Source organism: Micromonospora sp. NPDC049799, from assembly GCF_040656655.1.
Lineage (GTDB): Bacteria > Actinomycetota > Actinomycetes > Mycobacteriales > Micromonosporaceae > Micromonospora.
This window is the reverse complement of record NZ_JBFAMU010000037.1, coordinates 1-21,673: the sequence shown is the minus strand read 5'-3', so window position 1 is coordinate 21,673 and position 21,673 is coordinate 1. Positions and strand designations below refer to the sequence as shown.

Genomic DNA, 21,673 nt, shown 5'->3' with positions numbered 1-21,673 from the left:
GCCGCCGCCAGCAGCGCCGCCACCGTGTCCGGCGCCAGAGCGCGCAGTGTGACGTTGCGGCCGTAGCTCGCCGCCGGGTCGGTGGGCTCGTGGTGGATCGATCCGACCCGCTCGTACGGCAGCACCCCGAGGGTGTCCATCAGCGGGGACGCGGCCGCCCGCAGCGGCGCCACCAGCCGCTCCCCCTGCTCGGGCGCGCCGCACCAGGCGATCCGCAGGTGCATGACGTACCGCCCGCGCAGCGGCGCGGGCGCGGCCTCGATGTCCGGCACCATGACCATCAGCACCGAGGAGGTCATCTCGTCGGGCACGGTCCGGGTCCACTCGGCGTACGCGTGCAGGGCGTCGGGTGCCGCCTCGGCGCCGAAGTACAGGCCGCCGCCGTAGAGCTGGGTGACCGGGAACAGGTCGATCTCGATCGCGGTGACCACGCCGAAGTTGCCCTTGCCGCCGCGCACCGCCCAGAACAGGTCCGGCTCGTGCGCCGCGGTGAGGTGCCGCAGCCGGCCGTCGGCGGTCACCAGGTCGACGGCCCGCACGTGGTCCGCGGCGAAGCCGTGCCGCCGGCCGAGCATGCCGATCCCGCCGCCGGTGGTGTAGCCGACCGCGCCGACCACCGGGCTGGAGCCGTTCAGCGGCGCGAGGCCGTGCGGGACCGTCACGGCCAGCACGTCGCGCCACCGCACCCCGGCCGCCAGCCGGGCCGTACGCGCGGTCGGGTCGACGCGCACCCCGGTCATGCGTCCCGTGTGGACCAGCAGCGCGTCGTCGGCCGGCACCGCCGGACCATGCCCGGTCGCCTGCACGGCGACCGGCCGCTCCTCGGCGGCGGCGAGGCGCACCGCGGCGGCCACGTCGTCGGCATCCACCGCCTCGATCACCCGCGCGGGCTTGTGCTCGATGACCCGGTTGTACCCGGAGCGGTGCGTGTCGTAGCCGGCGTCGCCGGGACGGTGGACCGCTCCTGAGAACCCATTCATGGCAGCCACCATAATCGGCGGCCCGAGGATTCGAGACTACTTAACCGGCATGGGAAACATACTCTGTCGAACCTCCTTCCGGCACGACAGAGAGGCAGGATACGGCAAATGGCGGGCATCCGTCCCGCCGATGTCCGGAAGGCGACGGGTGAATGTCACCCAACCCTCACACCACTCCGGCGTACACCCTGCGCATCGGTCTTCGACCTGGGATTTCGTCCGCTTTCCAGGGCACTCCGGCGGCCGGAACCCGTCGACCGGCCCGAAGAGAGCAACCTGCGCGAAGACTTCTCGGCGATCGGCCGACATGCTGAAGCGGGCCGACCGGGCCATCGGCGCGCCCGCGTCCATTCCGCAGCGCCTGAGCCCGCACCGGCCCGCCCTTTTCCGCACGTGCTCGGCGGCCGTGATTGGTGACTCATGACAACCAAGTCGCATCTGAATGCCCGCGACGCGCCCGACCGCGACGACGTCGCCGTCGTCCGCCGGCACCTGCTGGGCGCCCCCGGACCGGAGGCGCCGGTGATCCGACGCCAGGTCGGCGCCAGGATCGAGGCGGCCGACGGCTCCTCGTGGCTCGACGCGGCCTCGGCCGGCTTCGGTCCCGGCCACCCGGCGGTGACCCAGTGCTGCTGTCGCGTCGGCCGCGGCTGCTCCGGCAGAAACGCAGCAGGAGGGCTGACAGATGCTGATGCCGCGCAAGCCCCCGAAGGGCTTCCGCAAGCCGCACCACCCGGACCGCAGTGGCGCGTCCAAGGGTGGTAACCGGGTGGTGTTCGGCGAGTTCGGGATCCAGGCTCTCGAGCCGGCGTACGTGACCAACCGCCAGATCGAGTCGGCGCGTATCGCGATGACCCGCCACATCAAGCGTGGCGGCAAGGTCTGGATCACGATCTTCCCGGACCAGGCGCTGACCAAGAAGCCGGCCGAGACCCGGATGGGTTCCGGTAAGGGTTCGCCCGAGTGGTGGGTCGCCAACGTGAAGCCGGGGCGGGTTCTCTTCGAGATGTCCTTCCCCAACGAGCAGATCGCGCGAGAAGCGATGCGTCGCGCGATCCACAAGCTCCCGATGAAGTGCCGCATTGTTACGCGCGAAGTGGGTGAATCCTGATGGCAGCGGGCGTTAAGGCCTCCGAGCTGCGTGAGCTCTCCGAGGAGGAGCTGGTCACGAAGCTGCGCGAGGCCAAGGCGGAGCTGTTCAACCTCCGCGTGCAGGGCGCGACCGGGCAGCTCGACAACAACCGGCGGCTGCAGGTCATCCGTCGGGAGATCGCCCGGATCTACACGATCATGCGTGAGCGCGAGCTGGGGCTCTCGGCCGCGCCGACTGAGGTGACTGCATCATGACCGACGAGAACACCACCGCCACCGTGCGGGCTCGCCGCAAGGTCCGTGAGGGCCTGGTGGTGAGCGACAAGATGGACAAGACCGTCGTGGTCGAGGTCGAGGACCGGGTCAAGCACGCGCTGTACGGCAAGATCATGCGCCGCACGCGCAAGCTGAAGGTGCACGACGAGCAGAACGCCGCCGGCATCGGCGACCGGGTCCTGATCATGGAGACCCGGCCGCTGTCCGCCACGAAGCGTTGGCGGATCGTGGAGATCCAGGAAAAGGCCAAGTAGCGAAGGCTCGAGCTCGCCCGGCGACGGTCGGGCGCAGGTTCCGCCAGGCTCCGGCCGCCTCGTGCGGCCGGAGAACCGGCAGACATAGGAGATAGACGTGATTCAGCAGGAGTCGCGACTGCGCGTCGCCGACAACACGGGTGCCCGGGAGATCCTGTGCATCCGGGTTCTCGGTGGCTCCGGTCGGCGCTACGCGAGCATCGGCGACGTCATCGTGGCCACCGTCAAGGACGCGATCCCAGGTGCCGGTGTGAAGAAGGGCGACGTCGTCAAGGCTGTCGTCGTTCGCACCGCCAAGGAGAAGCGGCGCCCGGACGGGTCGTACATCCGCTTCGACGAGAACGCCGCCGTCATCATCAAGGACGGCGGGGACCCGCGTGGTACCCGTATCTTCGGCCCGGTGGGTCGGGAGCTGCGGGACAAGCGGTTCATGAAGATCATTTCCCTCGCGCCGGAGGTGTTGTGACCGTGAAGGTCAAGAAGGGCGACACGGTCGTCGTCATCGCCGGCAAGGACAAGGGTGCCAAGGGCAAGGTCATCGCGGCCTACCCGCGGCAGGACAAGGTCCTGGTCGAGGGCGTGAACCGGGTCAAGAAGCACACCCGCATCAGCACCACCCAGCGTGGCGCCAAGACCGGTGGCATCGTCACCCAGGAGGCTCCGATCCACGTCTCGAACGTGGCGGTCCTGGACTCCGACGGGAAGCCGACCCGCGTCGGTTACCGGATCGACGAGAACGGCCAGAAGGTCCGCATCGCGCGTAGCACCGGTAAGGACCTGTGATGACCACGGCTACCGAAAAGACCATGCCGCGCCTCAAGGAGCGGTACCGCAACGAGATCGTGAACCAGCTGCGCGAGCAGTACCAGTACGGCAACGCCATGCAGGTGCCGCGGCTGGTCAAGATCGTCGTCAACATGGGTGTCGGCGAGGCCGCCCGGGACGCCAAGCTGATCGACGGCGCCGTCCGGGACCTTGCCACCATTACCGGCCAGAAGCCGCAGGTGCGACGGGCGACCAAGTCCATCGCGCAGTTCAAGCTCCGCGAGGGCATGCCGATCGGCGCGAAGGTCACCCTTCGCGGCGACCGGATGTGGGAGTTCCTGGACCGGCTGCTGTCCATCGCCCTGCCGCGTATCCGCGACTTCCGCGGTCTGGACGGGCGCAAGCTCGACGGGCACGGCAACTACACGTTCGGTCTGACCGAGCAGTCGGTGTTCCACGAGATCGACCAGGACAAGATCGATCGCCAGCGGGGCATGGACATCACGGTGGTCACGACCGCCACGACCGACGACGAGGGCCGGGCGCTGCTCAAGCTCCTGGGCTTCCCGTTCAAGGAGAACTGAGATGGCCAAGAAGGCGCTGATCCTCAAGGCGGCCGCGAAGCCGAAGTTCTCGGTTCGCGCGTACACCCGCTGCCAGCGGTGCGGGCGTCCCAAGGCGGTCTACCGCAAGTTCGGTCTCTGCCGGGTGTGCATCCGGGAGATGGCCCACCGCGGTGAGCTGCCGGGCGTGTCCAAGGCTTCCTGGTAAGGGCGACCGAGTCCCGGCCGCACGGCCGGGACCCCTTGCACCGATCACGTATTGCTCTTCGCCGTAGGCCCGGGGCGACAGGCCCCGGGAACCCCGGCGAGAAAGGCTGACGAGTTTCATGACGATGACCGACCCGATCGCAGACATGCTCACGCGTCTGCGTAACGCCAACCAGGCGTACCACGACCGGGTGACGATGCCCTACTCGAAGATCAAGGCGAACATCGCCGAGGTCCTCAAGGCCGAGGGTTACATCGCCACCTGGTCGGTCGAGGAGCCCGAGGAGGGCGCCGTCGGCAAGCGACTGGTCGTCGAGCTGAAGTACGGCCAGAACCGCGAGCGGAGCCTGGCCGGCATCAAGCGCGTGTCCAAGCCCGGTCTCCGGGTGTACGCCAAGTCGGACGGGCTCCCGCGGGTGCTCGGTGGGCTGGGCGTGGCGATCATTTCGACGTCCCAGGGGCTGCTCACCGACCGGCAGGCCCGCAAGCGGAGCGTTGGCGGGGAAGTCCTCGCCTTCGTCTGGTAACGGGAGACAGGTAGAAATGTCGCGTATTGGACGTAAGTCGATCCCGGTGCCTGCCGGCGTCGACATCACGATCGAGGGCCAGACCGTCAAGGTCAAGGGTCCCAAGGGCGAGCTGTCGCACACCCTTGCCGAGCCGATCAAGGTCGAGCGGGCCGAGGACGGGCAGCTGAACGTCAACCGCCCGAACGACGAGCGCAAGGCCAAGGAACTGCACGGCCTGAGCCGTACCCTGGTCGCCAACATGATCGTCGGCGTCACCGAGGGCTACCGCAAGAGCCTGGAGATCGCCGGTACCGGTTACCGGGTCACGGCCAAGGGCAAGGACCTGGAGTTCGCGCTCGGGTTCTCGCACCCGGTGCTCGTGCCGGCGCCGGAGGGCATCACCTTCACGGTGGAGAAGCCGACCCTGTTCCACGTGGCCGGCATCGACAAGCAGCTCGTCGGTGAGGTAGCCGCCAACATCCGGAAGATCCGTCCGCCGGAGCCCTACAAGGGCAAGGGTGTGAAGTACCAGGGCGAGGTCATCCGCCGTAAGGCTGGAAAGGCAGGTAAGAAGTGAGCGCCACGCTGCTCAAGCGCCGCCGCGGCGTTGCCGCCAAGCGCGCCGTCGGGCGTGCGCGTCGGCACTTCCGGGTCCGCAAGAACATCAGCGGCACCGCCGAGCGTCCCCGCCTGGTCGTCACCCGCTCCCTGCGGCACATCGTCGCCCAGATCGTCGACGACACCAAGGGTCACACCCTGGCGTCGGCGTCGACCCTGGACGCTTCGCTGCGCGGTGCCGAGGGCGACAAGAGCGCCCTGGCCGGCAAGGTCGGTGCGCTGCTCGCCGAGCGGGCCAAGGCCGCCGGCGTCTCCAAGGTCGTCTTCGACCGCGGTGGCAACCGGTACGCGGGGCGAGTCGCCGCGCTGGCCGACGCCGCCCGCGAAGCCGGGCTCGAGTTCTAGAAACCCCGTCACGAGAGATAAGGAAGGCTGCTGATGCCAGGTCAACAGCGCCGTGGCGGCGGGTCCGGTGGCAACGAGGGTGGTCGCCGCGACAACCGCCGTGAGGGCGGCCGCGGAAACGCGCCCGTCGAGAAGACCCCGCACCTTGAGCGGGTCGTCGCGATCAACCGCGTCGCCAAGGTCGTGAAGGGTGGTCGTCGCTTCAGCTTCACCGCCCTGGTGATCGTGGGCGACGGCGACGGCACCGTCGGCGTGGGCTACGGAAAGGCCAAGGAGGTGCCCGCGGCCATCGCCAAGGGTGTCGAGGAGGCCAAGAAGCACTTCTTCAAGGTTCCGCGGATCGGCCAGTCGATCCCGCACCCGGTGACGGGTGAGGACGCGGCCGGTGTGGTGCTGCTCAAGCCGGCCTCGGCCGGTACGGGTGTCATCGCCGGTGGTCCGGTGCGTGCCGTGCTGGAGTGCGCGGGTATCCACGACGTGCTCTCCAAGAGCCTCGGGTCGTCGAACCCGATCAACATCGTGCACGCCACCGTGGCGGCGCTGAAGGGGCTCGAGTCCCCCGAGGCCGTCGCCGCCCGTCGTGGCCTGCCGGTGGAGGACGTCGCGCCGGCCGCTATGCTGGCGTCGCGAGCGGGGGTGGCTTCCTGATGGCTCGCCTGAAGGTCACCCAGCTCCGGTCCGAGATCGGGACCAAGAAGAACCAGCGTGACTCGCTGCGTTCGCTTGGTCTCAAGCGGATCAACGACGTGGTGGTCAAGGAGGACCGTCCGGAGATCCGCGGCATGATCTTCGCGGTCAACCACCTCGTGAAGGTCGAGGAGGTCGAGTAATGACGATCAAGGTCCACCACCTGCGCCCGGCGCCGGGGGCCAAGACCGCCAAGACCCGCGTGGGTCGTGGTGAGGGCTCCAAGGGCAAGACCGCCGGTCGCGGTACCAAGGGCTCGAAGGCCCGTAAGAACATCTCGGCGGCGTTCGAGGGTGGGCAGATGCCCATCCACATGCGCCTGCCGAAGATGAAGGGCTTCAAGAACAAGTTCAAGGTCGTCTTCCAGGTGGTCAACCTGGACCGGCTCGCCGAGCTCTTCCCGAACGGCGGCCAGGTCGGCCCGCTGGAGATGGTCGAGGCCGGCGCGGTCCGCAAGGGCCAGCCGATCAAGGTGCTCGGCACCGGCGACCTCGGCGGGGTGGCACTCCAGGTGTCGGCGCACGGTTTCAGCGCGTCGGCCAAGGAGAAGATCACCGCCGCCGGTGGCTCGGTCACTGAGCTGTAAGGCCGTACGTCCGCTCGACGCCCGCCCGGTTCCACCGGGCGGGCGTCGGCGTCTTCGGCGACCTCCGCGGTCGTACGAGCGGCGGCACGGGTGGCGCCGGTGGACGTACGGGTGGCGGCCGCCGCGACCACGTACGCCGAAGTGGACGGGGCGGCTCGGACGACGGCACGTGACCGGACCGGCGCCCTGCTGTGACATCGCCCACTGACCACGGTCGCCTCCGTGCGTGGCGGGCCGGGGTAGTGGTATCGGCCTCGGCGGGCCGTTGGTCGACGGGACGCGACTTCCCGGTCGCTGACCGCGTTCACCTGGCACATCTGCCCTCCGGAGGCGGTGTGCGGTCGGGCCGTGCAAGTGGGCGGGGGCTACGGTGGACGTCGACGTGCCGCACCCCAATCACGCTGGCAGCCGGGGGTGCGGGCAACCCGTGGCGTGCCAGCCGACGAGACTGTTAAGGTGTCACCTCGGCGGCTTGGTCCTGTCGCCAGTCTGATGGCGCCCCTCGGTTCCTGGTAGCAGAGCCGGGCGGGCCTTCCGCGCAGGAGGATCCAGTTGTTGTCCGCCTTCATCAGTGCGTTCCGTACGCCTGACCTGCGCAAGAAGTTGCTGTTTACGGTAGGCATCATCGCCGTCTACCGGCTCGGTGCCACGCTGCCCAGCCCGGGTGTCTCCTACGGCAACGTGCAGAAGTGCCTGGACACCCTGGAGAACGGTTCCACGGGTGTCCTCAACCTGCTGAATCTGTTCTCCGGCGGAGCCCTGCTGCAGCTCTCGGTCTTCGCGCTGGGCATCATGCCCTACATCACCGCGTCGATCATCCTGCAGCTGCTCACCGTGGTCATTCCCCGGTTGGAGCAGCTCCGCAAGGAGGGCCAGGCCGGCCAGGCGAAGATCACGCAGTACACCCGCTACCTGACCCTCGGGCTCGGTGTCCTCCAGGCGTCGGCGTTCGTGGCGCTGGCCCGCTCCGGGCAGCTCTTCCAGAACCAGTGCGACCAGTTCCCGATCATCCCCACGGGGACCGGCATCCCGGACTGGCTGACGCTGACGATCCTGGTCATGACGATGACCGCCGGCACCGGCGTGGTCATGTGGCTCGGCGAGCTCATCACCGACCGCGGCGTGGGCAACGGCATGTCCGTCCTGATCTTCGCCTCGATCTCCGCCCGGCTCCCCGCCGAGGGCTGGCAGATCAAGCAGACCGGCGGCTGGGGCAAGTTCCTCCTCGTCATCGCGCTGGTCCTGGTCGTCATCACCGCGGTCACCTTCATCGAGCAGGCGCAGCGCCGGATCCCGGTGCAGTACGCCAAGCGGATGATCGGCCGGCGGATGTACGGCGGCACCTCGACCTACATCCCGCTGAAGGTCAACCAGGCGGGTGTCATCCCGGTCATCTTCGGTTCGTCGCTGCTCTACCTGCCGCAGCTGGCGCTCCAGTTCTTCGACCAGAACAACCCGGGCAAGACCCAGGCGTGGATCCAGAACAACCTGGTGGACCCGACCAGCCCGATCTACATCGTGGTCTACTTCCTGCTGATCATCTTCTTCACGTACTTCTACGTCTCGATCACGTTCAACCCGACCGAGGTCGCGGACAACATGAAGAAGTACGGCGGCTTCGTGCCGGGCATCCGCCCCGGCAAGCCGACCGCCGACTACCTCGACTTCATCCTCAGCCGGATCACCCTGCCGGGCGCTCTCTACCTGGGCCTCATCTCGATCCTGCCGAACTTCTTCTTCATCTGGCTGGACAGGCAGCAGTACCTGAACTTCCCGTTCGGCGGCACCGCTGTGCTGATCATGGTTGGCGTCGGCCTGGAGACCACCAAGCAGATCGAGAGCCAACTCATGCAGCGGAACTACGAAGGGTTCCTGCGGTAGATGAGACTCGTTCTGGTTGGCCCGCCGGGCGCGGGTAAGGGCACACAGGCGGAGTTCATCGCCGCGCACCTCGCGGTGCCGAAGATCTCGACCGGTGACATCTTCCGGTCGAACGTCTCGCAGGGCACCCCGCTGGGCGTCGAGGCGAAGCGCTACATGGACGCCGGCGAACTGGTGCCCGACGAGGTCACCATCAACATGGTCCGGGACCGGCTCGCCGAGCCGGACGCCGGCGACGGCTTCCTCCTCGACGGGTTCCCGCGCACCACGCCGCAGGCCGCCGCGCTGGACAAGCTCCTCGCCGACCTGGGCACCGCCCTGGACCTGGTGCTGGAGCTGGTCGTCGACGACGACGAGGTGATCCGGCGGCTGTCCGGCCGGCGCACCTGCCGGGGCTGCGGGAAGATCTGGCACGTCGAGTTCGACGCGACCACCCGCGAGGACGTCTGCGACCGCTGCGGAGCCGAGCTCTTCCAGCGCGACGACGACAAGCCGGAGACCATCGCCACCCGCCTGCGCGAGTACGCGGACAAGACCGCGCCGCTGGTGGACTACTACGGCGCCCAGGGCAAGCTGGTCGGCATCGACGCGACGGGGCCGGTGGAGGACGTCACGGTCCGGGCCATCGACGCCCTGCGGTCGTACGGCGGCTGACGCCCCGCCGGGCGGCGGCGGATAGAGTGCGAGGAGCGGGGTACGCGCGACGTGCCCCGCTCCTCGGTTTCGGGAACGAAAGGTAATCCCTCCATGCGCCGTCCCCAGCTGGACATCCAGCTGAAGACCCCTGACCAGATCGAGAAGATGCGCGCCGCCGGTCTCGTGGTCGCCGAGGCGCTGCGTCGGATGCGGGAGGCGGTCGCACCCGGGGTCAGCACCGCCGACCTGGACGCGATCGCCGAGTCGACGATCCGCGAGGCGGGGGCCGTTCCGTCGTTCAAGGGTTACCACGGCTTCCCCGCGTCGATCTGCTCCTCGGTCAACGAGCAGATCGTGCACGCCATCCCCTCGCCCGACCAGGTGCTGCGTGACGGCGACATCATCTCCGTCGACTGCGGCGCGATCCTCGACGGTTGGCACGGGGACGCCGCGATCACCGTCGGCGTCGGTGACGTGGACCCGGCGCTGGTGAAGATGACCGAGGTCGCCGAGGACGGCATGTGGGCCGGCATCGCCGCCGCCGCCCGGGGCGCGGCCAGCGGCAAGGGCCGCCTCACCGACATCTCGCACGCGGTCGAGAAGGCGATCCGTGCGGGCGGGCGCTACGGCATCGTCGACGGCTACGGCGGCCACGGCATCGGCACCGAGATGCACCAGGACCCGCACGTGCTCAACCACGGTCGTCCGGGCAAGGGGCCCCGGCTGGTGCCGGGCATGGCGCTCGCCATCGAGCCGATGATCACGATGGGCTCGCCACGGACCGCGGAGCTGACCGACGGTTGGACGGTGGTGACCCGGGACCGCTCGATGGCGGTGCACGTGGAGCACACGATGGCGCTGCTGCCGGACGGCGTGTGGGTGCTGACCGCCCCGGACGGTGGCCGGGCCCGCCTCGGCGACCTGGTCACCGCCCGCCAGCCCGCCGACTCACCGGCCCACTAGCGCCCCGGCTACCGCCTCCCGTCCCACCCCCCTCGATCCGGGAGGGCGGGACGGATGCGAGCGTCTGAGGCGGGTGGTGTGGGGATGGCACCCTGGACGGTATGGACGCGCGGGACGGGATGCGGGCCGCCGACGGGGACCGCCAGGCGGTTGCGGACCGGCTGCGGACGGCCGTCGACGAGGGCCGGCTGACCCTGCACGAGTACGACGAGCGCCTCCAACGGGCGTACGCGGCGCGGACGTACGCCGATCTCGACGGCCTGGTGGCCGACCTGCCGACGCCGTCGGCGCCCGGCGGTCGTGCGGGAGAGGTGGTGCCCGCCGGCGCGGACGCCTCGGCGCTCGCCGTCCCGGCCGGTGCGGTGCCGGGCCGGGTGGTGGACGGGCCCGGTGGGGCGGTCACGGCGCGGTGGCTCCGTGGCGTGTGGGAGCCGTACCTGAAGGCTGTCGGGATCGTCCTGGCGGTGTGGGCGGTGACGTCGGTACTGGCGGGTGAGCCGCTCTGGTTCTGGCCGGCCTGGGTGGCCGGGCCGTGGGGCGGGGTCCTCCTGGCCCGCAGCGTGGCCGGTATCACGTCGGGAAAGCCGCGGCGGTGGGCCGTGGAGGAGGAGCGACGCCGGCGACGGCGGCGTGCCAAGCGGGCGCGCAAACGGGACCGGAAGGCCCCGAAGCGGGCGGCAGGCGAGGCCTGAGGCGGTTCAGCGCCGGGGGAGCCCGTTCTCCGGTGCCCGATTTCCGACCCGCGGCGACCGGATCGGCGGTCGGTTTGGCGACGGCGCGCAGGCGGGCGTACACTTTCAGATCGGCGCACAGCGTCCACTCCGGCATGCCCACCCCGCGCTTCGGTGGGAGTCGGAGCCGCGGCTGGCGCGGATTACCTGATCTTGATCAGTCGATCCGTGTAAGACGTTGTGAGCCGTCCGGAGGAACCGACGTCAGGACAGCGGAGGACATGCCGAAAAAAGACGGAGCCATCGAGATCGAGGGCCGGGTCATCGAGCCCCTGCCGAACGCCATGTTCCGGGTGGAGCTCGCGAACGGTCACAAGGTGCTGGCTCACATCAGCGGCAAGATGCGGCAGCACTACATCCGCATCCTGCCGGAGGACCGGGTCGTCGTCGAACTTTCGCCGTACGACCTGACCCGAGGGCGCATCGTCTACCGCTACAAGTAAGCCTGACGACGGCCGGGTGAGTCCCGTGTCCGTCTTCGTCATCCGGTCGTCGCGGTCGTCGCGTCACCGGGCCAGATGGGAAGTAAGGCAACCGTGAAGGTCAAGCCGAGCGTCAAGCGGATCTGCAACAAGTGCCGGGTCATTCGCCGGCACGGCCGGGTCATGGTCATCTGCACCGACCCGCGCCACAAGCAGCGCCAGGGCTGAACGTCGCGACCGACCGTGCGAACGGTCGGTCGGACAGGTCCGGGCCGCAGATCCACACAACACAGCACATGCTCGTTCCAGCCGCGAGCGGTACGCAGCGCGTACCCCATCGTGGTTGACCCCCGGTCGGAGGCCGGGGCCCGCTCGGGCAACGACCACTCCCGGTCGCCGGCGCCAACGGCGTCGGAAGGACAGGGACGGTCGGTAGCGGGGTGGGACGGGTCCACACCTCCGCCACACATCACGAGGAGTACGCCCGCACATGGCACGTCTAGCTGGCGTCGACCTCCCCCGCGAAAAGCGGATGGAGATCGCGCTCACCTACATCTTCGGCGTGGGTCGCACCCGCGCCCTGGAGACGCTCACCGCTACCGGCATCTCGCCGGACAAGCGCGTTCGGGACCTCACGGATGAGGAGCTGGTCCAGCTCCGCAACCACATCGAGGGCAACTACAAGGTTGAAGGCGACCTGCGCCGCGAGGTCGCCGCTGACATCCGCCGCAAGGTTGAGATCGGCTGCTACGCCGGCATCCGGCACCGCCGGGGCCTGCCCGTGCGTGGCCAGCGGACCAAGACCAACGCGCGGACCCGCAAGGGCCCGAAGCGGACCGTCGCCGGCAAGAAGAAGCCCGGCAAGAAGTAACTAGGAGCGCACAGACTTATGCCACCGAAGGCTCGTGCCGGAGCCGCCGTCAAGAAGGTCCGGCGCAAGGAACGCAAGAACGTCGCCCACGGGCAGGCGCACATCAAGAGCACCTTCAACAACACCATCGTGTCCATCACGGACCCGACCGGTGCAGTCATCTCCTGGGCGTCTTCCGGCCAGGTTGGCTTCAAGGGCTCCCGCAAGTCGACCCCGTTCGCCGCGCAGCTCGCCGCCGAGGCCGCCGCGCGTCGCGCGATGGAGCACGGCATGCGCAAGGTCGACGTGTTCGTCAAGGGCCCCGGCTCCGGCCGGGAGACCGCCATCCGTTCGCTGCAGGCCGCGGGCCTCGAGGTCGGGCAGATCTCCGACGTCACCCCGCAGCCGCACAACGGGTGCCGTCCGCCGAAGCGTCGCCGGGTCTGAGAGGTTAGAGAGAGATGGCTCGTTACACCGGTGCTGACTGCCGCCGTTGCCGGCGGGAGAAGATGAAGCTGTTCCTCAAGGGCAGCAAGTGCGATGGTCCGAAGTGCCCGTTCGAGTCCCGGCCGTTCCCGCCCGGGCAGCACGGCCGCGGCCGCACGAAGGAGACGGAGTACCTGCTCCAGCTCCGTGAGAAGCAGAAGGCCCGTCGTGTCTACGGCGTGCTGGAGAAGCAGTTCCGCGGCTACTACGAAGAGGCCGTGGGCAAGAAGGCCAAGACCGGCGAGGTTCTCCTGCAGATCCTCGAGTCGCGGCTGGACAACGTGGTCTACCGGGCCGGCTACGCCAGCTCGCGCGACCAGGCCCGCCAGCTGGTCAAGCACGGTCACTTCACGGTGAACGGCAAGAAGGTCGACATCCCGTCGTACCGCGTCAAGGAGCACGACATCATCGAGGTTCGGGGCAAGAGCAAGGAGCTCACCCCGTTCGTGGTGGCGCAGGCTCAGGCCGGTTCGCGTTCGGTGCCGGCCTGGCTCGAGGCGATCCCCAGCCAGATGAAGATCCTCGTGCACTCGCTCCCGGCCCGCCAGGTGATCGACACCCAGGTCCAGGAGCAGCTGATCGTCGAGCTCTACTCCAAGTAAGGGCTCGTTGCGGTGGCTCGCCCCTCGCGGGGCGGGCCACCGGAACAGTTTGTGTCGTGGGCGTCATATAGCGGGCGCCCCGGAAGAGAAGAGAAGAAATGCTCATCAGCCAGCGACCGTCTCTCTCCGAAGAGTCGATCAACGAGACCCGCTCCCGGTTCACCATCGAGCCGCTGGAGCCGGGCTTCGGCTACACCCTGGGCAACTCGCTGCGGCGTACGCTGCTGTCGTCGATCCCGGGTGCGGCGGTCACCTCGATCAAGATCGACGGTGTCCTGCACGAGTTCACCACGATCCCCGGTGTCAAGGAGGACGTGGTCGAGCTCGTCATGAACATCAAGGAGCTCTGCGTCAGCTCCGAGCACGACGAGCCGGTCAGCATGTACCTGCGTAAGCAGGGTCCGGGCGACGTGACGGCGGGCGACATCCAGCCGCCGGCCGGCGTCTCGGTGCACAACCCGGACCTCAAGCTCGCCACCCTTAACGGCAAGGGCCGGCTCGACATGGAGCTGACCGTCGAGCGGGGCCGCGGCTACGTGACGGCGGCGCAGAACAAGCAGGCCGGCGCCGAGATCGGCCGGATCCCCGTCGACTCGATCTACTCGCCGGTGCTCAAGGTGACCTACCGCGTCGAGGCGACCCGTGTCGAGCAGCGGACCGACTTCGACCGGTTGATCATCGACGTCGAGACCAAGGCGTCGATGGGCCCGCGTACGGCGCTGGCCTCGGCCGGTTCGACGCTGGTCGAGCTGTTCGGGCTGGCCCGGGAGCTGGACGAGACCGCCGAGGGCATCGACATCGGGCCGTCCCCGCAGGACGCCCAGCTGGCCGCCGACCTGGCGCTGCCGATCGAGGAGCTGGACCTGACCGTCCGCTCCTACAACTGCCTCAAGCGCGAGGGCATCAACTCCGTTGGTGAGCTCATCGGGCGCACCGAGGCCGACCTCCTCGACATCCGCAACTTCGGTCAGAAGTCGATCGACGAGGTCAAGATGAAGCTCGCCGGGATGGGTCTGGGGCTGAAGGACTCGGCCCCGAACTTCGACCCGGCGCACGTCGTGGACGCCTTCGGTGAGGCCGACTACGACAGCGACGACTACCGCGAGACCGAGCAGCTGTAAGCGCGGCTGAGGATTAACGAGGAGCACCGAGAATGCCCACGCCCACCAAGGGTCCCCGCCTCGGCGGCAGCCCGGCGCACGAGCGGCTGATGCTGGCCAACCTTGCCACCGCGCTGTTCCAGCACGGCAAGATCCAGACCACCGAGACCAAGGCCCGGCGGCTGCGTCCGCTCGCGGAGCAGCTCATCACCAAGGCCAAGCGCGGCGACCTCGCCGCACGTCGGCGGGTGCTGGGCGTCGTCAAGGACAAGGACGTGGTCTACGCCCTGTTCGACCAGATCGCCCCGCGGTACTCCAACCGCAACGGCGGCTACACGCGGATCGTGAAGACCGGCCCGCGCAAGGGTGACGCCGCCCCGATGGCGATCATCGAGCTGGTCGAGGAGCTGCAGGTCGCGGCGCCGAAGGCGAACAAGAAGACCGCGGCCCGCAAGGCCGCGCAGCAGGACAAGGTCGAGGCGCTCGCCCCCGAGGACGAGGCCCCGCAGTCGAAGCCGGCCGACGACCAGGACGCCGAGGCGCCCGTCTCGGCCTCCGGCGACACCGCCGCCGCCCGCGAGGACAGCGACGAGGCCAACGAGAACGACAAGGCCTGAGCCAGGCCACGAGCGGGCCCGGCACCCCTTCAGGGGTGCCGGGCCCGACCCGTCAGGAGGTACGAGTGGACGAGCGCACCCGGCTCCGGCTGGACGTCTCCTACGACGGCACGGACTTCTCCGGCTGGGCCGCCCAGCCCACCCGTCGTACGGTCGCCGGGGTGATCGTCCAGACCCTCGACCTGGTGCTCGGGGCGGGGACCGCGGCCGGCCTGACCGTGGCCGGGCGTACCGACGCGGGGGTGCACGCCAGCGGGCAGGTGTGCCATGTGGACCTGCCGGCCGCCGTGTGGCGGGAGCACGAGGGGCGGCTGCTGCGCAGGCTGGCCCGGCTGCTCCCGACCGACGTGCGGATCCGGGCGATGGCCGAGGTGCCCGCCGACTTCGACGCCCGGTTCTCGGCCACCTTCCGCCGCTACGAGTACCGGGTGACCGACGCCCCCTGGGGCGCCGAGCCGCTGCGCCGGCGGGACACCCTCGCCTGGTCGAAGGCGCTCGACCTGGACGCGCTCAACGCCGCCGCGGCGGGCCTGGTGGGGGAGCACGACTTCGCCGCGTACTGCCGGCGCAAGGAGAACGCCACCACCCTGCGCGAGGTGACCCGGCTGGACTGGCGGCGCGACCCCGACGGCATCCTCGTCGCCACCGTGCAGGCCGACGCGTTCTGCCAGGCGATGGTGCGCAGCCTCGTTGGCGCGATGCTGGTGGCTGGCGACGGCCGGCGCCCGGTCGACTGGCCGGGCAGCCTGCTCAGCCGGCGGGAGCGGTCCAGCGAGGTGACCGTCGCGCCGGCGCACGGGCTGACCCTGGTGGCGGTCGGCTACCCGGGTGACCCGGCCGGGTACGCCCGCCGCGCCGAGCTGACCCGCCGGCTGCGCGTACCCGTCGAGGGCTGAGACGACACCGCGGGGGGGGGGGGGGCGGGCCGCCCCCCCCCCCCCCCCCGGGGGGGGGGGGGGGGGGGGGGGGGGGGGGGGGGGGGGGGGGGGGGGGGGGGGGCGGTGGTGGTTTTTTTTTACGCCACGCGGGGGGGGGGGGCCGTCCGGCCCGCACCCGCACCCCCGATGTGTCCTCCTCAGTCGCCGGCGGACTCGCCCTCCTGGGAACCGGTGGCCTCCTCGGTCGGCTGGACGGCCGTCCCGCCTGCCGCGCGACGCTCCAGCACGCCCTGGTTGAGGTGCAGCTCGATCATGTCGAAGAGGACCTCCCGGACGGCGGTGTCGCCGGACCGGATGGTCTCGCCGTCGACGCGGGCCACCAGGGCGTACGCGAGGTAGTGGCCGCGTACCTGCCAGCCGACGCGGGCCGGTGCCGTGCCGATCGCCTCAGTCTCCTCGTCGGCCACCATGCCACGGAAGCGGCCCTGCCGATCGTCGAGGATCTGGCGGATCCGGTCGCGGGCGCGCTCGGCGCTGGCCCGGTCCGTCAGGTTGAACAGGCCGGTGGTGACCAGGTGTTCGCCGTCCGGGGACCGCAGGGTCGCCCGGACCACCTGGTTGCAGCCCAGCCGGACGAGCAGCTCGGCGACCTCCCCGGTGGCGGCCACCGCGCAGCTGCCGCCGGAGTGCGTCTTGAGCACCTGGTACGGGGCCTCGCCGTCGCCGGGTACGAGCTGCCGGCCGGGGAAGACCTCCTTGGCGGTCAGCGGGGCCTGGTCGGTGTCCCGGGAGTCGAGGTCCTGCTGGTCGGGTGCGGACGAGCCGGCTGCGGCGGGCTGCTCGGTCGGCCTGGTCCGCGGGTCGGTGTCCCGCTCGTTGACCAGTGCGGCGGCCCCGAGGCCGCAGAGGGCGAGCAGGACCAGCACCGCCGCACCACCGACGACCACCTGCCACATCCGGCCGCCGCCGCTGCGCGCGCGGGGTTCCATCGGGACGGCCGAGGCGTACACGGGGGTGCGGGGCCGCTCCGGGGGCGGGCTGGACACCGGCTCCGGGGGCGGGCTGGACACCGGCGCCGGCTCGGCGGGCGGCAGCGCCGTCCGCGTGGTCCGGGGGAGCGACGGTGTGGGGAAGCGGGACGGCGACGGGCCGGCCGGAGGCTGGGGACCGGCGCTGGGCACCGACGGCCCGGACGCGTCGTCCGGGTACTCCAGGAATGCGTCCTCATCGGACTCGTACCGATACACCATGTCGCCCAGAGTAGGAGCCAATGTCCCTTTAGGTGGTAAAAATGGGAAATTGTGGTGACGGTGGTGACGGTTCGTGCTGCCCGCCACCCGTGCCGGCCGCCCCCCGGCGTGCCTGCGAGAATCGCCGGGTGACCGGCGACCACTACTTCACCGCTGAACCCGCGACCACCGCCCACCCGCGCGAGGTCGAGTTCACCGTCGCCGGCCGCGACTACACGCTCACCTCCGCCGGCGGGGTTTTCTCCGCCACGCGGCTCGACCCCGGCACCGCCGTCCTGCTCCGCAAGGCCGAGCTGCCGTCCGCCGGCACCACCGGCGACCTGCTCGACATCGGCTGCGGCTTCGGACCCATCACCTGCGTGCTCGCGACGTGCGCGCCGTCCGCGACGGTCTGGGCGGTCGACGTCAACGAACGGGCCCGCCAGCTGACCGCCGCCAACGCGGCCCGGATCGACGCGGCCGAGCGGGTGCGCGTGGCCGCGCCGGACGACCTGCCGGCGGACGTCACCTTCGCCCAGATCTGGTCCAACCCGCCGATCCGGATCGGCAAGGAGGAGCTGCACCAGCTGCTGGCGCGCTGGCTGCCCCGACTCGCCCCGGACGGGGTCGCCTGGCTGGTCGTCGCCCGGCACCTCGGCGGCGACTCCCTGCACCGCTGGCTGGTCGACTCCGGCTGGCAGGTCGAGCGCCACTCCAGCCAGAAGGGCTTCCGGGTGCTGCGCGTCACCCGGTAAATGGCTGGGCCGTCCGGCGGCGGCTCGGGCAGGATGCCGGCGTGGGATATGTGGACGTGGCAGGGGTCGGGCACATCCTGCCCGACGGCCGGGAACTCTTCACCGACGTGTCGTTCCGGGTCGGCGAGGGGGCCAAGGTCGCGCTGGTCGGGCCGAACGGCGCCGGCAAGACGACGCTGCTGCGCATGGTGGCCGGTGACCTGGCGGTGAAGAGCGGCACGATCGCGCGTACCGGTGGGCTCGGCGTCATGCGCCAGTTCATCGGCATGATCGGCGACGAGTCCACCCTCGCCGACCTCGCGCTCTCGCTCGCCCCACCGGCGTTGCGCGCCGCCGGGCGTCGGCTCGCCGAGACCGAGGCGGTCATGCGGGCTGCCGAGGTGCGCGGCAAGTACAGCACCGCCGCCGGCAAGGCCCAGCTGGCGTACGCGGACGCGCTGGCCGCCTGGGGCGAGACCGGCGGGTACGACGCGGAGGTGCTCTTCGACACCGTCTCCACGATCGTGCTCGGGCTGCCCTGGGACGCCGCGCGGGAACGGCCCGTGCGCACCCTCTCCGGCGGCCAGCAGAAGCGCTTCGCCCTGGAACTGCTGCTGCGCGGCCCCGACGAGGTGCTGCTCCTCGACGAGCCGGACAACTTCCTCGACGTCCCCGGCAAGCGCTGGCTGGAGGCGCGGCTGCGGGAGTCCGGCAAGTCGGTGCTCTACGTCTCGCACGACCGGGAACTGCTGTCGCACACCGCCGACCGGGTCGTCGCCGTCGAGGGCGGCAGCGCCTGGGTGCACCCCGGCGGCTTCGCCAGCTGGCACGCGGCCCGGGTCGCTCGCCACGACCGCCTCGACGAGCTGCGCAAACGGTGGGACGAGGAGCACCAGAAGCTGCGCGAGCTGATGCTGATGTACAAGCAGAAGGCCGCGTACAACTCCGGGATGGCCTCGCGCTACCAGGCCGCGCAGACGCGGCTGCGCAAGTTCGAGGAGGCCGGGCCCCCGCCCGAGCCCCCGAAGGACCAGGACATCCGGATGCAGCTCGCGGGCGGGCGCACCGGCAAGCGCGCCGTGATGTGCGAGCAACTCGAACTCGACAACCTCACCTACCCCTTCGACCTGGAGATCTGGTACGGCGACCGGGTCGCGGTGCTCGGCGCCAACGGGACGGGAAAGTCCCACTTCCTGCGCCTGTTGGCCCGGGGCGGCACCGACCCCGACCCGGCCAACGGGCCGGTCGACGGCGCCGAGAAGCTCGCCCCGGTCAAGCACAACGGGGTGGCCCGGCTCGGCGCCCGCGTCCGCCCCGGTCACTTCTCCCAAACCCACGACCGGCCGGAGCTGACGGACCGGACGCTGGTCGAGATCCTCTGGCGGGGCGACGAACACCGCGCCGGCATGGACCGGCACGCGGCGATGGCGGCGCTGTCCCGGTACGAGCTGGCTGGGCAGGGCGACCAGCGCTTCGGCACCCTCTCCGGCGGGCAGCAGGCGCGCTTCCTCGTACTCCTGCTGGAGCTGTCGGGGGCGACGCTGCTGTTGCTCGACGAACCCACCGACAACCTCGACCTGGCCAGCGCGGAGGCCCTGGAGACGGGCCTCGCGGCCTTCGCCGGGACGGTCGTCGCGGTGACCCACGACCGCTGGTTCACCCGCTCCTTCGACCGCTTCATCCTGTTCGGCGGGGACGGTGAGGTGGTGGAGACCCCCGAGCCTGTCTGGGACGTGCGGTGATCCCCGCCGACCTGCCCGAGCGCCTGTGCGCGGTCGGCGGCGTGGTCGCGGTGGCGCTCGGTGGCAGCCGCGCCCGGGGCGAGCACCGGCCCGACTCCGACTGGGACCTCGGCCTCTACTACCGCGGCCCGCTCGACGTGCCGGCGCTGCGGGCGCTCGCCGCGTCGGTCGCCGACGATCCCGACGTCGGCATCGGCGAGCCCGGCGGCTGGGGCCCGTGGGTGGACGGGGGCGGCTGGCTGCGGATCGGCGGGGTCGCCGTCGACTGGATCTACCGCGACCTCGACCGGGTGCACCAGGTCTGGGCCGACTGCCGGGCCGGCCGGTACGAGGTGGGCGTGCAGCCGGGACACCCGCTTGGGTTCTACTCCCACGTGTACGCGGGAGAGGTGGCCCGGTGCCGGATCCTGGCCGACCCGACCGGTGAGCTGACGGCGCTGCGCGCCGAGACGTCCACGTACCCGCCGGAGTTGGCCGCCGCCCTCGCGGCCGGCGGGTGGGAGGTGGACCTCCTGCTCGCGGGCGCCGCCAAGGCGGTCCCGGCGGGCGACAGCGGGTACGTCGCGGGTTGCCTGTTCCGGGTCGTCGGAGTGCTCGTCCAGGTGCTGCACGCCCGCGCCGGACGGTGGCTGCTCAACGAGAAGGGGATGATCGCGTCGGCGGGCCGGCTGCCGGGCGCACCGCCGCAGTTCGCGGACCGGGCACAGGCGCTGCTCGGCGCGGTCGGCCGCACCCCGGAGGAGTTGGCCGCGACGATGGCCACCGGGCGGGCGCTCGCAGCCGAGGTGCTCGGCTGACCCGTTCCGCTTCCGCCGGCGGGCATAGGGTGGATCTCGTGACTGAGATGACGTACCGCCGGCTGGGCGACTCCGGGCTCGTGGTGTCCGTGGTCGGCATCGGCTGCAACAACTTCGGCCGGAAGCTCGACCTCGACGGCACCCGGGCGGTGGTCGACGCCGCCCTCGACGCCGGCATCACCTTCTTCGACACCGCCGACATCTACGGCGAACCGCAGGGCGGCTCCGAGGAGCTACTAGGTCAGGCGCTGAAGGGCCGCCGCGACGACGTGGTGGTGGCCACCAAGTTCGGCATGGACATGCACGGCCTCAACGGGCCGGACTTCGGCGCACGGGGTGCCCGGCGCTACATCGCCCGGGCGGTGGAGGCGTCGCTGCGCCGGCTCGGCACCGACCACATCGACCTGTACCAGATGCACGAGCCCGACCCGGACACCCCGATCGACGAGACCCTCGCCGCCCTGGACGACCTGGTCCGTGCTGGCAAGGTGCGCTACCTGGGCAACTCCAACTTCGCCGGCTGGCAGATCGCCGACGCAGACTGGACCGCGTCGTCCCAGGGCCGGACCCGGTTCATCTCCGCGCAGAACCACTACTCGCTGCTGGAGCGGGGCGTGGAGGCCGAGGTCGTCCCGGCCTGCGAGCGCTTCGGCCTCGGCATGCTGCCGTTCTTCCCGCTGGCCAACGGGCTGCTCACCGGCAAGTACCGCCGGGACCAGGCACCGCCCGCCGGCAGCCGCCTCGCCGGTGGCGGCCGGTACGCGGCCCGTCTCGCCGCCGCCGACTGGGACACCATCGAGGCGGTCGAGGCGTACGCGAAGGAGCGGGGCCTGTCCATGCTCCAGGTGGCGATCGGCGGGCTGGCCGCCCAGCCGGCCGTGACGTCGGTGATCGCCGGCGCCACCAGCCCCGAGCAGGCACGCGCCAACGCGGCAGCCGGATCCTGGCAGCCCACCGACGAGGACCTGACGGCCCTCCGGGACGTGCTCGACCGGTAGGGGTGTGTGCCGCCGTCCGCCGTCCGCCGTCCGCCGTTGGGCGGCTGGCGGTCGGGGGCTGCGCTGCCGTTAGACGACCTTGTTGACCAGCACCCGGTCACCGACGAGGAGGGTGTCCTCCATCG

At 70.6% G+C, this 21,673-nt stretch carries 31 protein-coding genes; 29 read left to right on the top strand and 2 right to left on the bottom strand.

What is annotated here, in order from left to right:
• Positions 1–980 (bottom strand): FAD-binding oxidoreductase (locus tag AB0I76_RS05665; RefSeq protein ID WP_357030290.1); only part of this gene is annotated, 980 nt, incomplete at its 3' end.
• A gap of 685 nt (positions 981–1,665) precedes the next feature.
• Between AB0I76_RS05665 and rplP the strand changes: the two genes are divergently transcribed.
• The 25 genes from rplP (at position 1,666) to truA (ending at position 16,066) form a co-directional block, all read left to right on the top strand.
• The gene (gene rplP / locus AB0I76_RS05660; protein WP_007465292.1) at positions 1,666–2,091 is read left to right on the top strand and encodes a 50S ribosomal protein L16; all 426 of its coding nucleotides are present in this window, start codon (positions 1,666–1,668) and stop codon (positions 2,089–2,091) included.
• Positions 2,091–2,327, top strand: coding sequence for a 50S ribosomal protein L29 (rpmC, locus tag AB0I76_RS05655; protein WP_117665103.1), 237 nt, complete (start codon positions 2,091–2,093; stop codon positions 2,325–2,327). Before rplP ends, rpmC begins: the two co-directional genes overlap by 1 nt.
• The gene (rpsQ, locus tag AB0I76_RS05650; protein ID WP_357030288.1) at positions 2,324–2,602 is read left to right on the top strand and encodes a 30S ribosomal protein S17; all 279 of its coding nucleotides are present in this window, start codon (positions 2,324–2,326) and stop codon (positions 2,600–2,602) included. The genes rpmC and rpsQ overlap by 4 nt, the downstream gene beginning before the upstream one ends.
• Positions 2,603–2,699: 97 nt before the next feature.
• Positions 2,700–3,068, top strand: a complete 369-nt coding sequence (rplN, locus tag AB0I76_RS05645) for a 50S ribosomal protein L14 (RefSeq protein WP_007073026.1) — start codon at positions 2,700–2,702, stop codon at positions 3,066–3,068.
• Positions 3,065–3,385 (top strand): 50S ribosomal protein L24, encoded by a 321-nt coding sequence (gene rplX, locus AB0I76_RS05640; RefSeq protein WP_357030286.1) that lies wholly within the window; start codon positions 3,065–3,067, stop codon positions 3,383–3,385. The genes rplN and rplX overlap by 4 nt, the downstream gene beginning before the upstream one ends.
• Positions 3,385–3,951: a 50S ribosomal protein L5 gene (gene rplE / locus AB0I76_RS05635; protein WP_357030284.1), complete on the top strand. Its 567-nt coding sequence runs from the start codon at positions 3,385–3,387 to the stop codon at positions 3,949–3,951. The genes rplX and rplE overlap by 1 nt, the downstream gene beginning before the upstream one ends.
• A gap of 1 nt (position 3,952) precedes the next feature.
• Positions 3,953–4,138: a type Z 30S ribosomal protein S14 gene (locus tag AB0I76_RS05630; RefSeq protein ID WP_007073023.1), complete on the top strand. Its 186-nt coding sequence runs from the start codon at positions 3,953–3,955 to the stop codon at positions 4,136–4,138.
• A 118-nt stretch (positions 4,139–4,256) separates the two neighbouring features.
• Positions 4,257–4,664 carry a 30S ribosomal protein S8 gene (gene rpsH, locus AB0I76_RS05625; protein WP_013288624.1) on the top strand — a complete coding sequence of 136 codons (408 nt, stop codon included), beginning with the start codon at positions 4,257–4,259 and terminating at the stop codon, positions 4,662–4,664.
• 16 nt (positions 4,665–4,680) lie between these two features.
• Entirely contained in the window at positions 4,681–5,223 is a 543-nt protein-coding gene (gene rplF / locus AB0I76_RS05620) for a 50S ribosomal protein L6 (RefSeq protein ID WP_357030282.1), read from the top strand.
• 8 nt (positions 5,224–5,231) lie between these two features.
• Positions 5,232–5,609 (top strand): 50S ribosomal protein L18, encoded by a 378-nt coding sequence (gene rplR, locus AB0I76_RS05615; protein ID WP_205801978.1) that lies wholly within the window; start codon positions 5,232–5,234, stop codon positions 5,607–5,609.
• A gap of 33 nt (positions 5,610–5,642) precedes the next feature.
• Positions 5,643–6,257, top strand: coding sequence for a 30S ribosomal protein S5 (gene rpsE, locus AB0I76_RS05610; protein WP_222956323.1), 615 nt, complete (start codon positions 5,643–5,645; stop codon positions 6,255–6,257).
• Positions 6,257–6,439, top strand: coding sequence for a 50S ribosomal protein L30 (gene rpmD, locus AB0I76_RS05605; protein ID WP_357030279.1), 183 nt, complete (start codon positions 6,257–6,259; stop codon positions 6,437–6,439). Before rpsE ends, rpmD begins: the two co-directional genes overlap by 1 nt.
• Positions 6,439–6,882 carry a 50S ribosomal protein L15 gene (gene rplO / locus AB0I76_RS05600; protein ID WP_357030277.1) on the top strand — a complete coding sequence of 148 codons (444 nt, stop codon included), beginning with the start codon at positions 6,439–6,441 and terminating at the stop codon, positions 6,880–6,882. Before rpmD ends, rplO begins: the two co-directional genes overlap by 1 nt.
• Positions 6,883–7,434: 552 nt before the next feature.
• The gene (gene secY, locus AB0I76_RS05595) at positions 7,435–8,763 is read left to right on the top strand and encodes a preprotein translocase subunit SecY (RefSeq protein ID WP_357030275.1); all 1,329 of its coding nucleotides are present in this window, start codon (positions 7,435–7,437) and stop codon (positions 8,761–8,763) included.
• Complete coding sequence (locus AB0I76_RS05590; RefSeq protein WP_357030273.1) at positions 8,764–9,417, top strand: adenylate kinase; 654 nt, start codon at positions 8,764–8,766, stop codon at positions 9,415–9,417. It abuts the gene before it with no gap.
• Positions 9,418–9,510: 93 nt separating this feature from the next.
• Entirely contained in the window at positions 9,511–10,362 is an 852-nt protein-coding gene (map, locus tag AB0I76_RS05585; RefSeq protein ID WP_357030271.1) for a type I methionyl aminopeptidase, read from the top strand.
• Between the two features lie 119 nt (positions 10,363–10,481).
• Entirely contained in the window at positions 10,482–11,054 is a 573-nt protein-coding gene (locus AB0I76_RS05580) for a DUF1707 domain-containing protein (RefSeq protein ID WP_357030292.1), read from the top strand.
• A gap of 260 nt (positions 11,055–11,314) precedes the next feature.
• Positions 11,315–11,536 (top strand): translation initiation factor IF-1, encoded by a 222-nt coding sequence (gene infA, locus AB0I76_RS05575; RefSeq protein ID WP_007073013.1) that lies wholly within the window; start codon positions 11,315–11,317, stop codon positions 11,534–11,536.
• 93 nt (positions 11,537–11,629) lie between these two features.
• The gene (gene rpmJ, locus AB0I76_RS05570; protein ID WP_012184307.1) at positions 11,630–11,743 is read left to right on the top strand and encodes a 50S ribosomal protein L36; all 114 of its coding nucleotides are present in this window, start codon (positions 11,630–11,632) and stop codon (positions 11,741–11,743) included.
• Between the two features lie 262 nt (positions 11,744–12,005).
• Positions 12,006–12,386 carry a 30S ribosomal protein S13 gene (gene rpsM, locus AB0I76_RS05565; RefSeq protein WP_357030269.1) on the top strand — a complete coding sequence of 127 codons (381 nt, stop codon included), beginning with the start codon at positions 12,006–12,008 and terminating at the stop codon, positions 12,384–12,386.
• 18 nt (positions 12,387–12,404) lie between these two features.
• Complete coding sequence (rpsK, locus tag AB0I76_RS05560) at positions 12,405–12,812, top strand: 30S ribosomal protein S11 (protein ID WP_014440747.1); 408 nt, start codon at positions 12,405–12,407, stop codon at positions 12,810–12,812.
• A gap of 14 nt (positions 12,813–12,826) precedes the next feature.
• On the top strand, positions 12,827–13,453 hold the full coding sequence (gene rpsD, locus AB0I76_RS05555; protein ID WP_334569332.1) for a 30S ribosomal protein S4: 627 nt from the start codon (positions 12,827–12,829) through the stop codon (positions 13,451–13,453).
• Between the two features lie 98 nt (positions 13,454–13,551).
• Positions 13,552–14,574 (top strand): DNA-directed RNA polymerase subunit alpha, encoded by a 1,023-nt coding sequence (locus AB0I76_RS05550; protein WP_357030266.1) that lies wholly within the window; start codon positions 13,552–13,554, stop codon positions 14,572–14,574.
• Positions 14,575–14,606: 32 nt separating this feature from the next.
• On the top strand, positions 14,607–15,170 hold the full coding sequence (gene rplQ, locus AB0I76_RS05545) for a 50S ribosomal protein L17 (RefSeq protein ID WP_357030264.1): 564 nt from the start codon (positions 14,607–14,609) through the stop codon (positions 15,168–15,170).
• A 65-nt stretch (positions 15,171–15,235) separates the two neighbouring features.
• Positions 15,236–16,066: a tRNA pseudouridine(38-40) synthase TruA gene (truA, locus tag AB0I76_RS05540; protein ID WP_357030262.1), complete on the top strand. Its 831-nt coding sequence runs from the start codon at positions 15,236–15,238 to the stop codon at positions 16,064–16,066.
• 179 nt (positions 16,067–16,245) lie between these two features.
• On the opposite strand, the gene AB0I76_RS05535 is transcribed toward truA, so the two are convergent.
• Positions 16,246–17,298 carry a hypothetical protein gene (locus AB0I76_RS05535; RefSeq protein WP_357030260.1) on the bottom strand — a complete coding sequence of 351 codons (1,053 nt, stop codon included), beginning with the start codon at positions 17,296–17,298 and terminating at the stop codon, positions 16,246–16,248.
• 128 nt (positions 17,299–17,426) lie between these two features.
• Between AB0I76_RS05535 and AB0I76_RS05530 the strand changes: the two genes are divergently transcribed.
• The 4 genes from AB0I76_RS05530 to AB0I76_RS05515 are packed head-to-tail and all read left to right on the top strand — an operon-like array spanning position 17,427 to position 21,548.
• Positions 17,427–18,032 carry a methyltransferase gene (locus AB0I76_RS05530; RefSeq protein ID WP_357030258.1) on the top strand — a complete coding sequence of 202 codons (606 nt, stop codon included), beginning with the start codon at positions 17,427–17,429 and terminating at the stop codon, positions 18,030–18,032.
• Positions 18,033–18,073: 41 nt separating this feature from the next.
• Entirely contained in the window at positions 18,074–19,753 is a 1,680-nt protein-coding gene (locus tag AB0I76_RS05525; RefSeq protein ID WP_357030256.1) for an ATP-binding cassette domain-containing protein, read from the top strand.
• The gene (locus AB0I76_RS05520) at positions 19,750–20,550 is read left to right on the top strand and encodes a nucleotidyltransferase domain-containing protein (RefSeq protein WP_357030254.1); all 801 of its coding nucleotides are present in this window, start codon (positions 19,750–19,752) and stop codon (positions 20,548–20,550) included. Before AB0I76_RS05525 ends, AB0I76_RS05520 begins: the two co-directional genes overlap by 4 nt.
• A gap of 29 nt (positions 20,551–20,579) precedes the next feature.
• Positions 20,580–21,548, top strand: coding sequence for an aldo/keto reductase (locus tag AB0I76_RS05515; RefSeq protein ID WP_357030252.1), 969 nt, complete (start codon positions 20,580–20,582; stop codon positions 21,546–21,548).
• Positions 21,549–21,673 lie beyond the last annotated feature (125 nt).

Excerpts from the sequence above, each read along its gene's own strand:
- rplE (WP_357030284.1), top strand. The coding sequence starts at position 3,385 with ATGACCACGGCTACCGAAAAGACCATGCCGCGCCTCAAGGAGCGGTAC.
- rpmD (WP_357030279.1), top strand. The coding sequence starts at position 6,257 with ATGGCTCGCCTGAAGGTCACCCAGCTCCGGTCCGAGATCGGGACCAAG.
- rpsQ (WP_357030288.1), top strand. The coding sequence starts at position 2,324 with ATGACCGACGAGAACACCACCGCCACCGTGCGGGCTCGCCGCAAGGTC.
- AB0I76_RS05590 (WP_357030273.1), top strand. The coding sequence starts at position 8,764 with ATGAGACTCGTTCTGGTTGGCCCGCCGGGCGCGGGTAAGGGCACACAG.
- AB0I76_RS05580 (WP_357030292.1), top strand. The coding sequence starts at position 10,482 with ATGCGGGCCGCCGACGGGGACCGCCAGGCGGTTGCGGACCGGCTGCGG.
- map (WP_357030271.1), top strand. The coding sequence starts at position 9,511 with ATGCGCCGTCCCCAGCTGGACATCCAGCTGAAGACCCCTGACCAGATC.
- rpsE (WP_222956323.1), top strand. The coding sequence starts at position 5,643 with ATGCCAGGTCAACAGCGCCGTGGCGGCGGGTCCGGTGGCAACGAGGGT.
- rplQ (WP_357030264.1), top strand. The coding sequence starts at position 14,607 with ATGCCCACGCCCACCAAGGGTCCCCGCCTCGGCGGCAGCCCGGCGCAC.
- AB0I76_RS05535 (WP_357030260.1), bottom strand. The coding sequence starts at position 17,298 with ATGGTGTATCGGTACGAGTCCGATGAGGACGCATTCCTGGAGTACCCG.
- infA (WP_007073013.1), top strand. The coding sequence starts at position 11,315 with ATGCCGAAAAAAGACGGAGCCATCGAGATCGAGGGCCGGGTCATCGAG.
- rplP (WP_007465292.1), top strand. The coding sequence starts at position 1,666 with ATGCTGATGCCGCGCAAGCCCCCGAAGGGCTTCCGCAAGCCGCACCAC.
- rpsD (WP_334569332.1), top strand. The coding sequence starts at position 12,827 with ATGGCTCGTTACACCGGTGCTGACTGCCGCCGTTGCCGGCGGGAGAAG.
- rpmC (WP_117665103.1), top strand. The coding sequence starts at position 2,091 with ATGGCAGCGGGCGTTAAGGCCTCCGAGCTGCGTGAGCTCTCCGAGGAG.
- rpsM (WP_357030269.1), top strand. The coding sequence starts at position 12,006 with ATGGCACGTCTAGCTGGCGTCGACCTCCCCCGCGAAAAGCGGATGGAG.
- rpsH (WP_013288624.1), top strand. The coding sequence starts at position 4,257 with ATGACGATGACCGACCCGATCGCAGACATGCTCACGCGTCTGCGTAAC.
- rplO (WP_357030277.1), top strand. The coding sequence starts at position 6,439 with ATGACGATCAAGGTCCACCACCTGCGCCCGGCGCCGGGGGCCAAGACC.
- rplF (WP_357030282.1), top strand. The coding sequence starts at position 4,681 with ATGTCGCGTATTGGACGTAAGTCGATCCCGGTGCCTGCCGGCGTCGAC.
- AB0I76_RS05630 (WP_007073023.1), top strand. The coding sequence starts at position 3,953 with ATGGCCAAGAAGGCGCTGATCCTCAAGGCGGCCGCGAAGCCGAAGTTC.
- AB0I76_RS05550 (WP_357030266.1), top strand. The coding sequence starts at position 13,552 with ATGCTCATCAGCCAGCGACCGTCTCTCTCCGAAGAGTCGATCAACGAG.
- rpsK (WP_014440747.1), top strand. The coding sequence starts at position 12,405 with ATGCCACCGAAGGCTCGTGCCGGAGCCGCCGTCAAGAAGGTCCGGCGC.